The organism is Shimia sp. NS0008-38b, assembly GCF_040370365.1.
Taxonomy (GTDB): domain Bacteria; phylum Pseudomonadota; class Alphaproteobacteria; order Rhodobacterales; family Rhodobacteraceae; genus Shimia.
In genome coordinates this window covers 539,430-551,557 of sequence record NZ_BAABWQ010000004.1, presented here as the reverse complement: position 1 = coordinate 551,557, position 12,128 = coordinate 539,430, and the positions used below count along the sequence as shown (strand labels likewise).

The following is a 12,128-nucleotide window of genomic DNA, read 5'->3' as shown; positions in this document are numbered from 1 at the left end:
AGATGGCAGCCGCCAATGAAGATTTCATGACATATCAACGCGCCATAAACGTGCACCTTGCCCCAAAATGGGGCAAGGATCACATATTCATGTAAGGGGTGTTAGTAGAACTTCAAACCGCTGGCATCAAAGGTCTTAGACAACGTCAGCGTAAAGCGGGTGTCATCCTGCGCAATCATGCCACCGATTCCTTGGCGGCCAATTGCATTGGTGGCTTGGGCATCAACAGAAAACCCGGATTTGCCAAAGTGATAGCGCGCGCCCGCAGCCCAAGTGGTTTCGTCACCGTCACGCGCGATTGGGGTGACCTCGGCCATCAGCTCTAGTCCATTGCCAAAGTTATATCCCAATCCCATTCCAAACCCGACGAGTTCGGTTGATCCCCAAGCCGCAATTTTGGGGCTGGCTGTGAACGACAGGCCGCTCTTGGTTTTGTAGTTGGCAATCAGGTCGGTGTAGAAGACGCCAACTTTTACAGAATCCGAACTGATCTGGCGCCCGTAAAGCATGCGACCTGCCAGCGAGAAGGGATTGCCATTGTCTTGGTCCATAAACCGCAGTTTTGGGCCCAGCATGTAGCGGACATCTGTGGTCGGCACGATGGATGGTTTAGAAGTTGAATTGTCAGAGTACTGTTCAAAGATAAACTGAAGTTCGGTGTCGCGGTCGGTGCTGAAATTTACGGATGCACCTGCGTTGTTGCCGCTGCCGTACCAAAGTTCGCTTCGCACGAACCCAGGCTCCAAAGTCGCGGCGGTGCCCAGCGTAAAGCCGTCTTGTTGCGCGTTCAGTTCCGCTTGGGTGGCTGGCAATGTCAGCACGCGATAGCTCTCGTCTATCTTATCACCCGGTGTGTACACGAGGCGTCCACCAACAAGGATGTGATCCCCATCGGGCCAGAAGGTCATGATGCTTGTCGCGGGGGTGACGCCCCAGCCGTTGGTGACATAGCCTTCCAATGCGACGCGGGGAGTGACGTTGTAGCGGCCACCTGCGGTCCAGACGGGCTCTTTGACCCAATCCCCCGTGCTGCTGTCGATGGTGTTCTCGCCTGAAAGCGGGGCTTCAATCGTACCAAAAAACGAGATTCTCTGACTTGGTCTGTAGCTGACACCTGCCCCGAGACTCACAATGGTTCCGTAAAAGCGGTCACCATTGACCTCATCGGGCATCACCGTCACGCCCGGTGTGAGGTGAATTTGCCATTTCGGGGAGAAGGTGTAGGTGATCGGCGCTTTGATCGCACCGATCGCAATGTTTGATTGAGGTGTATTCCACCCGCCAAACAGATCAGAGCGGAGCGAGCGGAAAAGTTCCGCGGACACCAGACCGGTCACAGAGAGTTGGTCGGTGGCATAGATCTGGTATTTGCCCCAAAGTGCAACTTCTGTGGTTTCGACCTGAGAGATCCCGCTGGGCCCCAAGCCGGGTTGACCGGCGATCGGACCGCCAATCGGGTCAATATAGTTTTGGGCTTCAAGGCCCATGGTGAAACGGTCGCTGAATGCGTAACTGCCACCGCCGTGGTAATTCTGGTTGCCTGTACCCGCCCGATCGTCCGGGCTGGTTTGGCGGGCGCCCACATTCAGTTCAAATGTGCCAGCTGAATACATATTGCCGGTTTCAAAGGACCCTATGCGGGTTGGCCATTGATCCAGCGGGTTTGCGCTTTGCGCGCTGACGGTTGATGCCAACGCTAGACCGCTCACGCATGCCACTGATGTGAGCCAGGTGGTTGAGTGGGCAAAGGGTTTCGCGGTTGTGTGGAAATGTCTCACGGTATGTCCAATGCAAATCAATTTGTTCCCTTCCTACCTGAGGAGGGGACGCGCACCAAAACCAAATCTGCTGCGGGCTCACAAATCGGCAAAAAAACAGGCAGGCGTGACCTTATAAGCCCAATTTGTCACGCATAAATGCAAGCGCAACACCCAAACCGTCCGGGGCAATACCATGGGCTGTGCCTTTCATGATGTGCGCATACACATCGGTGAACCCGGCTTGCTGTAGTGCTTCGGCCGCTTCGGGCAGAGATTGGGGAGGGACAACGTCATCTTGGTCGCCGTGGATCAATAAGATTGGCGGCTTGCTGATGGCTTCGTCTTTCAGCAAATCAGGCTGCAACAGACGGCCAGAAAACGCCACAACACCCGCCACAGCGTCTTCACGGCGCGGGGCAACATGTAGGCTCATCATCGTGCCCTGAGAAAAGCCGAGCAGGACAACTTGTTCAGGCAGCAGGTCTTCGTCCACCATCACGGCATCGAGAAAGGCGTTTAGGTCATTCACAGCGGCCATCATACCGCGTTCGCTTTCCTCTTCTGAGGACCCATCGATCCACGGAATTGGGAACCATTGGCGGCCCATCGGCATACCGGGAATCTCTTCAGGCGCATCGGGGGACAAAAACAGCGTGTCCGGAAGATGTTCGGACAGCGGATCGGCCAAGCCCAGAAGGTCCGCGCCATTTGCGCCGTACCCGTGCAGGAAAATCACTGCGGAACGGGTGTCCCCTGAGGTGGGTTCTTTGCGCAGGGTCTGCAATACACGGGTCATGGAGCGGCCTTTTTGTGGTCTGTTGTCAGATCGTGTGTGGCATGTCGCGCCACCTATCGCAACCGTGTGGGCTTGGGGCAACGCGCTGTTCTGCGCCGCCCCAATATACGTCAGGCAAACGCAGCTTCCAGAGCGATTTCCACCATGTCGCCAAAGCTTTTCTCGCGATCCTCCGAGGGAAGCGCCTCTCCGGTCAGCAAGTGGTCAGACACGGTGAGCACCGCGAGCGCGCGGCGGCCGTGGCGCGCGGCGAGATTGTAAAGCTCAGCAGCTTCCATTTCGACGCCCAGAATGCCGTGGCGGGTCATCTGTTCGTTCAGGTCTGGGCGTTCGTCATAAAACACATCGGCGCTGTAGATGCCGCCGACATGGGTTGGCGTGCCTTTGGAAGCCGCAAAATCCGCTGCGGCCCGCAGCAGGCCGTAGTCCGCACAGGGTGCAAAGTTGATTTCTTTGAAAATACCTCGTGACGGCGTGGAAATGGAAGTGGCCGTCATGGCGATGATGACATCGCGCACTTTGACACTTTCCTGCATGCCGCCGCAGGAGCCGATGCGGATCAAAGTCTGCGCACCATAGTCTTTCATGAGCTCGTTTGCATAAATGGACAGAGACGGCATGCCCATGCCAGAGCCGTGGATGGTGACCCGGTTGCCGTTCCACATGCCGGTGAAGCCCAGCATGCCGCGCACTTCGTTCACCAGTTTGACGTCGGTCAAAAAGGTCTCCGCCGCCCATTTCGCCCGATAAGGGTCGCCGGGCAGCAAAACGGTTTCGGCAATATCGCCGGGTTTGGCGCCGATGTGGACGGTCATAGAGTTTCCTTTCACGCAAAGAAGCAGGCCATATGGCCGAATTAAACAGTATCCCAGATGGCGGGCTTTACATCACAGTCACAAGCAAAAAAACCACGAAAGTGATACGTCCAAAAGCAAAAAGCCGGGGCCTGTTCGCGGAGTGGTCCGCTGAGGCGCCCGGCTTTTCTAATCTGCGTTGAATTGTGCTAGATTTCCATGGTCTCAGGCGTGATGCCTGCCGCGAGTGCTTCATCAAACCATTTGGGTTTGCGGCCTTTGCCGGTCCAAGTTTTGGTTTTGTCTTCCGGATGCGCGTATTTTGGCACGCCTTTCATAAGGCTGCCTTTCCGTTTTCCGCTTACACTTGCCAATTCATCTAGAGAAAACCCGAATTTACCGGCGGCTTCCTCAACAGCTTTGAGTGCATCCGCTTTACGTTGCGCTTCTTGCTTTTCGAGTTGGATGTCGATTTGTGCTCGGAGGTCCAAAAGCGCCTCGCGAGTCATTTCGTCCAATTTCATTTTGAGTTCCCACATATTTACTTAGTACTTTTTCGGTCTGGCAGAGGCGCGGCCATTGCAGCAAGTCATTTGTGGACAATTTAATAAAAAATGGCGCAATATGCGCGGTAAAGTTGCGGGTAGGGAAAACCCTACCCGCTGAAACTGCAAATATGTCGATGCTTTTGGCGTTTTTCTTACTGCGCGGCCACAGAAGGCGGTGCGGCCAACGTGACGATGTCGCGCATGATTGTGTTCAGCTCAAAGTCTTTCGGCGTATATACACGGGCAACCCCCAAAGCGCGGAGCCTGTCTGCGTCATCGTCAGGAATGATGCCGCCAACGATCACAGGTATGTCGGCAAGGCCTGCGTCGGCCATACGGCTCATGAGGTCTTCGATCAGTGGAATGTGGGAGCCAGACAAAATTGACAGGCCAACGACGTGCGCTTCATCTTCCAGCGCTTTGGCGACAATCTCTTCGGGTGTCAGCCGGATGCCTTCGTAAGTGATGTCCATTCCACAGTCACGGGCGCGGAAGGCAATTTGCTCCGCTCCATTTGAGTGGCCGTCAAGTCCCGGTTTCCCAATTACAAATTTGAGGCGACGCCCCAGCCGGTCAGACACGGTGTTGACGGCATCCCGGATGTCATCAAGGCCTTCAGTTTTGTTGGAGGGGGCACCAGAAACACCGGTTGGACCGCGATATTCCCCATGAACAACCCGCATCTGTGCGGCCCATTCCCCTGTGGTAACGCCTGCTTTGGCGGCAGCGATGGAGGCGGGCATCACATTGTGTCCTTTGGCAGCTGCCTCTCGCAGGGCAGCAAGGGCGTTTTCCACCGCAATACTGTCACGGGATGTACGCCAATCTTTTAGGCGGTTGATTTGCTCTTGTTCGACCGCTGGGTCCACGACCATGATGCCGCCGTCGCCGGTCATCAGGGGTGAGGGCTCGCCTTTCTGGAATTTATTCACCCCCACAACAACGGTTTCGCCGGCTTCAATCCGGTTGAGCCGCTCTGCGTTGCTGTCAACCAACCGGGATTTCATATAGTCGATGGCTCCAATAGCCCCGCCCATGCTTTCCAAATTGGCCAATTCGCGGCGCGCTCCGTCTTTCAGTTCTTCTACTTTTGAATCGACTGCGGGGTTTCCGTCAAACAAATCGTCGTATTCCAAAAGATCGGTTTCAAACGCCATAATTTGCTGCATACGCATCGACCATTGCTGATCCCAAGGGCGCGGTAATCCGAGCGCTTCGTTCCACGCAGGCAGTTGAACGGCACGGGCTCTCGCGTTCTTGGAGAGTGTGACGGCGAGCATTTCAATTAAGATGCGATAAACGTTGTTTTCGGGTTGTTGTTCTGTCAGCCCCAATGAATTGACCTGCACCCCGTATCGGAAACGGCGGTATTTCGGGTTCTCGACACCATATCGCGTTTGCAGGATTTCGTCCCACAGATCCACAAAGGCCCGCATCTTGCACATCTCAGTGACAAAACGGATGCCGGCATTCACAAAAAATGAAATGCGGCCAGCAAGCGCAGGAAAGTCTTCGTCTGGCACGCGCGGCTTGAGTGCGTCCAGTACGGCAATGGCGGTTGCAAGGGCAAAGGCCAGTTCCTGCTCCGGAGTCGCGCCTGCCTCTTGCAGGTGGTACGAACAGACGTTCATCGGGTTCCATTTGGGCACGTTTGAGTAACAATACTCCGCCACATCGGCGATCATTTTCAGGCTCGGCTCAGGTGGGCATATGTAGGTGCCACGGCTGAGGTACTCTTTGATCAGATCGTTTTGCACCGTGCCCTGAAGCTTGGTCACGTCGGCGCCTTGCTCTTCGGCGATGGCGATATAGAGCGCCAATAGCCAAGGAGCGGTGGCGTTGATTGTCATCGAGGTGTTCATCTGCTCCAGCGGGATTTGGTCAAACAACTCGCGCATGTCGCCCAAATGCGACACAGGCACACCGACCTTGCCCACTTCGCCGCGCGCCAGAATGTGGTCACTGTCGTAACCTGTCTGGGTTGGCAGATCGAAGGCCACAGACAGACCGGTTTGGCCCTTTTCGAGGTTGGAGCGGTAGAGCGCGTTGGAGGCTTTGGCAGTGGAGTGGCCAGCATAGGTTCGAATCAACCACGGCCGATCCTTTTGGGCGCGCGCCTGTGATGTGTCTTTCGGCTGGTTTTGCTGCGTCTGCGACATAGGATGTCCCCTTCTCCGGCGGGTATGGCGTGGCCCGGCAATAATCTTGCGTCAGGGGTTAGATAAACGAAACATCATGTGTAAGTCAATTCGCTGCATTGCGGCAAATGCGTTCCGCTAGGTTGATGTCTTGCTGCAGTGCGACGCGAGTTTGATGTTTACCTTACCAAAGACAGTTGCGAGAGTCCGGACATGACATCGACTGTTGAACTCCCTATCTGGCTCTTTGTGTTGATCCTGCTGTTTGCAATTGTGACAGCGGCCAGCCATTTGTTGTTTCCCTCCGTGCGCTGGTTTTTCCGGCGGCGCATGGAACGTGTGGTTTCGCGCGTCAATGAACGGCTGGAACGTCCGATCGAGCCGTTTAAGTTGGCGCAACGCCATGACATGATTCAGCAGTTGATCTATCAGCCCGATGTGACACGCGCTGTCGCAGAACATGCGGCAGAGGAAGGCATTCCCGATGCGGTGGCCTTTGAAGCGGCCAAAAGATACGCGCGAGAGATTGTGCCGTCTTTCTCGGCAACCATGTATTTTGGGGTGGCAATCCGCATTGCCCGATTCCTGAGCCGCGCGTTTTACCGGGTGCGTTTGACTCATGTGGATGAAGCGGCGTTGGATGCCATTCCACAGGACAGCACCGTGGTCTACGTGATGAACCACAAGAGCAATATGGACTACGTCTTGGTGACCTATTTGGCTGCGCGCCGGTCGGCTTTGTCATATGCCGTTGGTGAATGGGCGCGAGTCTGGCCACTGAGCAGGTTGATCCGAGCGATGGGGGCTTACTTCATTCGCCGCAAATCCCGCAACGACCTGTATCGCAAAGTGTTGGCCGCATACGTGCGCCTTGCGACGCAGGCAGGCGTGGCGCAGGCGATGTTTCCTGAGGGGCGGTTGTCGTTGGATGGCGGCCCACAGGATCCCAAGCTGGGTTTGTTGAAATACATCACGGATGCCTACCAGCCAGATGGGCGCGATGTGGTGTTTGTGCCTGTGGCCATCAACTATGATCGTGTCCTTGAGGATCGCATTCTGCTGCAGGCTGCGGCCAATGGGGGAAAAGGGTTTCGCGCACGCATCAGTGTGATTGTCGGCTTCTTCTTTAAGCAAATTCTTTTCCGACTGAGAGGCAAAATTCATCGGTTTGGCAATGCGACGGTGCGGTTTGGCGAACCTGTGTCGCTGACGGCTTTTTCCGCAGACTGTACGCAGGATGTGGCCAAACCTTTGGGAGTGGAGCTGATCCGGCGCATCAATGCGGTGGTGCCAATTCTCCCGGTGCCGCTGATGGCTTTGGTGTTTGAGGGCGTCGCAATGCCGTTGTCGCGCAGCGATGTGGATGATCGCTTTGGTGCGCTGCTGTCGTCGCTTCCAGATGATCGGGCCCGATTTATGAGAGATGCGCCACAAGAGGCGATTGAAGGCGCCTTGCGGACCTTGGTTGGTCGAAAGGTGCTTGTGGAAGGTGACGGTGCGTTCTCTGTGAACCCAGATCAGAGTGACATTTTGCGGTTTTATGCCAACTCCATAAGGCATTTGATTGTGTGACTGTGCGAGCGCAGCAAGAAATGCTGCAACCGCTGGGTCATAAAATTACAAAATAGACCGTTTGAAGGTTGCAATGTTACCCTCCCATCGATATCTCGGTGTCAGGGACGCGATTCTGCATCGCGGCGAAACGAGATATCAGGAGGCTAAGATGGCTCTAGACACCGAAAGCACCTTGGCGGCCTATGAGGCCCCAGAAAAAGACCTGTATGAAGTGGGCGAGATGCCTCCGATGGGTTACGTCCCCAAACAAATGTACGCTTGGGCGATCCGGCGCGAGCGTCAGGGCGAACCTGATAAGGCGATGTTGCAAGAAGTGGTCGACGTTCCAGAGCTCGACAGCCACGAAGTGCTGGTTCTGGTGATGGCCGCGGGCGTGAACTACAACGGCGTTTGGGCGGGTCTTGGCGTGCCGGTGTCTATGTTTGACGTGCACAAGCAACCTTACCACATTGCAGGATCTGACGCCTCGGGCATCGTTTGGGCCGTAGGCGATAAAGTGAAACGCTGGAAGGTTGGCGACGAGGTTGTGATCCACTGCAACCAAGATGACGGTGATGATGAAGAGTGCAACGGTGGCGATCCGATGTATTCCGACAGCCAGCGGATCTGGGGTTACGAGACGCCGGATGGATCGTTCTCACAGTTCACAAAGGTTCAGGCGCAGCAGTTGATGCCACGCCCCAAGCACCTGACGTGGGAAGAAAGTGCGTGTTATACGCTGACATTGGCGACCGCGTATCGGATGCTGTTTGGCCATGAGCCACATGATCTGAAGCCAGGTCAGAACGTTCTGGTTTGGGGCGCTTCGGGTGGTCTGGGTTCATATGCGATCCAGCTGATCAACACCGCAGGCGCAAACGCCATTGGTGTGATCTCTGACGAAAGCAAGCGTGACTTTGTTATGAGCCTTGGCGCAAAAGGCGTGTTGAACCGCAAGGATTTCAATTGCTGGGGTCAACTGCCGACCGTGAACACACCGGAATATGCGGAGTGGTTCAAAGAGGCGCGCAAGTTTGGCAAAGCCATCTGGGACATCACCGGCAAAGGCAAGAACGTTGATATGGTGTTTGAACACCCGGGTGAAGCGACGTTCCCTGTGTCCACTTTTGTTGTGAAAAAGGGCGGTATGGTTGTGATCTGCGCCGGGACCTCTGGCTTCAATTGTACTTTTGATGTGCGCTACATGTGGATGCACCAAAAGCGTTTGCAGGGCTCCCACTTTGCCCACCTAAAACAAGCCTCATCCGCCAATCAGTTGATGGTGGAGCGCCGTTTGGACCCTTGCATGTCTGAGGTCTTCCCATGGGCAGAACTGCCGGACGCGCATATGAAAATGCTGCGCAACGAGCACAAGCCGGGCAACATGTCAGTGCTGGTGCAGGCGCCCAAGACCGGGTTGCGCACGCTTGAAGATGTGCTCGATGCGGGCAAGTAATCTCCAAGGATAGATCAACGGTTTCCCCCGTTTTTCTCCTCATGCCCCCGGAGCCGCAAGGTTTCGGGGGCTTTTTTGTTGTTCTGTTTCTGGAGGACGGTACGCTCAGCCAAAGGGGGGGCTCAAATGGGTCATAAAAATGACAGACAAGACACACGAGATGAGTTGTCGCGCCTTCTGAAAGGTTTGGAGTTCTTTAGGCTTTGGCGCATTGAGGGGGTGCGTGCTGCGAACGGACAAGTCACGCAAGAAGACTTAAATCAGATCGTGATGCCAAGCGCGTTTTTCTGGGATGTGTCTGAGCAGGCTTCTGAAAAGATTGCTTTGAAGGAAGTGAAAAGCTGGTACGGGCACGCCGCGAGTGATTTGAGTTATTGGGCGACGTCTGGCAACCCAGAATTGGCGGAAAGCGTTGCCCGCTTTGTTGACGCGTTTCGTTCCGAAATGGGCTTTGACTTCTTTGAGGAAGCAGGGATCTTAAAGAAGCTTGCAAAAAAGGCGTTGAAACAGGGCCGGATTGCCAACGAAGAGGACTATTATGTGCTCAAAGAGCTAGAGACAAACCTGAGCCAAAGTGATCTGAAGCCGCAAGAGATGTCGGCACTCTCTGATCTCTTGAGGGATTTTGAAGACACACAAGTTTAGCGGAGAGAAACACTCTCTCGTTGGGGGGAGCCCCCCGATGTGTTCCACTTGTCCAGAGGCATAGGCCTTGAAATTTCGAAGGTGCGTGAGTGCGATCGCGATAAAAGTGTGCTCGCTTTGAGGTGAACTCACCCCTCACTTGATCGGCCAGCACCAGCCGGGTCGCGACTCCGTGCTTTGACACAGCCCGTTTTCTTCGCGCACACTGGTTCTTTAGGCTCTTATAGTGCGTGACTTTCAGACGCCGTCTCTCACCTGTGTCCAACGGAGAAACTGAAATGCAAAGACTTACCGCGAAAGATTTTGATCCGGAACTATTGGAACTTTACGACTACTATGCCCATGGCATGATCACCAAACGACAGTTTTTAGAACGTGCGGCAAAATTTGCTGTGGCGGGCATGACTGCGACCACGATCCTTGGGTTGATGTCTCCCAATTATGCACTTGCTGAGCAAGTGTCCTTTAATGATCCAGATATTGTGCCGGAATACATTATGTATCCGTCGCCCAACGGGCACGGGGAGGTGCGTGGGTATTTGGTCCGTCCGGCGGGTGCGAGTGGTAAGATTCCAGCGGTTGTTGTTGTCCATGAAAACAGAGGCCTTAATCCGTATATCGAGGACGTGGCGCGCCGGCTCGCAAAAGCTGGCTATATGGCCTTGGCACCGGACGGTTTGACATCCGTCGGTGGCTATCCCGGCAATGACGCAGAGGGGCGGGCTTTGCAAAAAACGGTTGATCGCACCAAGCTGATGAATGACTTTTTTGCCGCCGTGGAGTTCATGATGGCGCATGACGGGTCGACAGGAAATGTTGGGATCACAGGGTTCTGTTATGGTGGTGGCGTGTCAAATGCGGCTGCGGTGGCCTATCCTGAGTTGAAAGCCGCGGTGCCCTATTACGGGAGGCAGGCCGCTGCCGAAGATGTTCCGAAAATTCAGGCGCCCTTGCTGCTGCACTACGGTGCGCTGGATGAACGCGTGAACGCTGGCTGGCCGGAGTATGAAGCGGCGCTGAAAGCCAATGGCAAGGACTTTGAGGCGCATTTCTACAAGGATGCGAACCACGGTTTTCACAATGACAGCACGCCGCGCTATGATGAAGCGATGGCGAATCTGTCGTGGGATCGCACACTTGCACACTTCAAAAAGCACCTGAGCTGAGCGTTGATGCGCGGCGCGATTTGAGGCCCACATAAGCCGGGTAACATGTCCGTAGTTGGCGCAAGCGCAACCGAGTGGCCTGCGTACACGGGGCAATGTGTATCGGGCAGACAAACAGCGCGTGAACAGGCAAACGGTTCCCCGTTTTTCTTCTCAAGTCCCCGGAGCCGCAAGGTTTCGGGGGTTTTTGTTGGGTTGGCAGCCGTTTTGTACTTTGCGGTCCCAGTTTTGCAGGTGGCGTAGCGCAGAGATGTTCACCGCGCGTTCGATCAAACCTGTTGGAGGGAGCCGACCGTTTCAACGCCTGTCTCGTGAGCAAAAACCAAGGCATGGCCTCAACGGGTGGGTGAGTGCAAATTTGTCAAACCATTTCTTGTTTCATCATTTCATTTTTTGGAAAGGACTCCGACTTAGGGCTTTGGATGGATCTTTTAGTGGAGTGTCACAATGAACATCAAAATCACCCTCTCAGCGCTTGCCATATCTGTTGCGGGTTCTGTCGCTACATCGGCCGAAACAATCACTTTTGCGGCAGGCGAGTGGGCCCCTTATATCGGCTCTGAGTTGCCGGAAAGTGGCCTGCACACACAACGGGTGCGGGAGGTCATGAAAGCTGCGGGGTATGACATTGAGTTGGAGTACATGCCGTGGAAACGATCCTTTGAGATGACCAAGAAAGGTGACTTCGTTGCAACGTTCTCCTGGTCTCGCACCGACGATCGCATTGATGAATTTTACTATCCCGAGGTGCCGGTGGACGCTCAAACAGATGTGATTTTCTACAGCCACACCAAGTATCCTGATGGTCTGAATGTGTCCTCCATTGATGACATTCAGGCGCAGGGGCTCACAGTGATTGGCTATTCCGGATATTGGTATGAGGCAGAGTATCAAAACCGTGGCATGGACATGCGGACGGTGACGTCACCGGAAAGCGCGTGGAAGATGCTGCAATCTGGCCGTGCAGATGTTCTGATTGAGAACCAAGTGGTTGGTGAGATGTCTCTCCATGATGTGCTTGGTGATCAGGCCGGGGATATCCGTCAGGCAGCGGAAGTGCGCTCCGCTCCAGTGTACGTCTTGTTCTCCCGCCAGCACCCGGACGGTGCTTCATTGCGCGACGCGTGGGACACTCATGCGAAGTAAGTCCTGACCCTGCTACGCTACTTAAGAGCCTCCGGTCATTGGGTCGGGGGCCTTTTTGTGCGGGCTGGAAAATCCGCGTCCTTTTGGGGCTGAATTGATCAAGTCGATCATATTCCATAGGGTTG

The 12,128-nt window shown here is 54.9% G+C and carries 10 protein-coding genes; 5 read left to right on the top strand and 5 right to left on the bottom strand.

From position 1 onward, the window contains the following. Window positions 1-101 precede the first annotated feature (101 nt). The 5 genes from ABWV47_RS19420 to ABWV47_RS19400 all read right to left on the bottom strand — a co-directional run bounded on the left by ABWV47_RS19420 (window position 102) and on the right by ABWV47_RS19400 (window position 6,057). Window positions 102-1,709, bottom strand: coding sequence for a hypothetical protein (locus tag ABWV47_RS19420; RefSeq protein WP_353314948.1), 1,608 nt, complete (start codon window positions 1,707-1,709; stop codon window positions 102-104). 181 nt (window positions 1,710-1,890) lie between these two features. Further along, window positions 1,891-2,556 (bottom strand): alpha/beta hydrolase, encoded by a 666-nt coding sequence (locus ABWV47_RS19415; protein WP_353314946.1) that lies wholly within the window; start codon window positions 2,554-2,556, stop codon window positions 1,891-1,893. 110 nt (window positions 2,557-2,666) lie between these two features. Beyond that, window positions 2,667-3,371 (bottom strand): purine-nucleoside phosphorylase, encoded by a 705-nt coding sequence (gene deoD, locus ABWV47_RS19410; RefSeq protein ID WP_353314944.1) that lies wholly within the window; start codon window positions 3,369-3,371, stop codon window positions 2,667-2,669. 188 nt (window positions 3,372-3,559) lie between these two features. Then, window positions 3,560-3,874 (bottom strand): H-NS histone family protein, encoded by a 315-nt coding sequence (locus tag ABWV47_RS19405; protein WP_353314942.1) that lies wholly within the window; start codon window positions 3,872-3,874, stop codon window positions 3,560-3,562. Window positions 3,875-4,050: 176 nt separating this feature from the next. Beyond that, window positions 4,051-6,057, bottom strand: a complete 2,007-nt coding sequence (locus tag ABWV47_RS19400) for a methylmalonyl-CoA mutase family protein (protein ID WP_353314940.1) — start codon at window positions 6,055-6,057, stop codon at window positions 4,051-4,053. A 192-nt stretch (window positions 6,058-6,249) separates the two neighbouring features. Here ABWV47_RS19400 and ABWV47_RS19395 point away from each other — a divergent pair, with 192 nt between their 5' ends. From ABWV47_RS19395 to ABWV47_RS19375, 5 genes are all read left to right on the top strand, one after another. After that, window positions 6,250-7,608 (top strand): 1-acyl-sn-glycerol-3-phosphate acyltransferase, encoded by a 1,359-nt coding sequence (locus tag ABWV47_RS19395; RefSeq protein ID WP_353314938.1) that lies wholly within the window; start codon window positions 6,250-6,252, stop codon window positions 7,606-7,608. A 151-nt stretch (window positions 7,609-7,759) separates the two neighbouring features. Next, the gene (gene ccrA / locus ABWV47_RS19390; protein ID WP_353314936.1) at window positions 7,760-9,046 is read left to right on the top strand and encodes a crotonyl-CoA carboxylase/reductase; all 1,287 of its coding nucleotides are present in this window, start codon (window positions 7,760-7,762) and stop codon (window positions 9,044-9,046) included. A gap of 126 nt (window positions 9,047-9,172) precedes the next feature. Then, a complete protein-coding gene (locus ABWV47_RS19385; protein ID WP_353314934.1) occupies window positions 9,173-9,691 on the top strand; it encodes a hypothetical protein in 519 nt (172 codons plus the stop codon). A gap of 278 nt (window positions 9,692-9,969) precedes the next feature. After that, on the top strand, window positions 9,970-10,857 hold the full coding sequence (yghX, locus tag ABWV47_RS19380) for a YghX family hydrolase (RefSeq protein WP_353314932.1): 888 nt from the start codon (window positions 9,970-9,972) through the stop codon (window positions 10,855-10,857). A 447-nt stretch (window positions 10,858-11,304) separates the two neighbouring features. Continuing rightward, entirely contained in the window at window positions 11,305-12,003 is a 699-nt protein-coding gene (locus ABWV47_RS19375; protein WP_353314930.1) for a substrate-binding periplasmic protein, read from the top strand. Window positions 12,004-12,128: the final 125 nt, after the last annotated feature.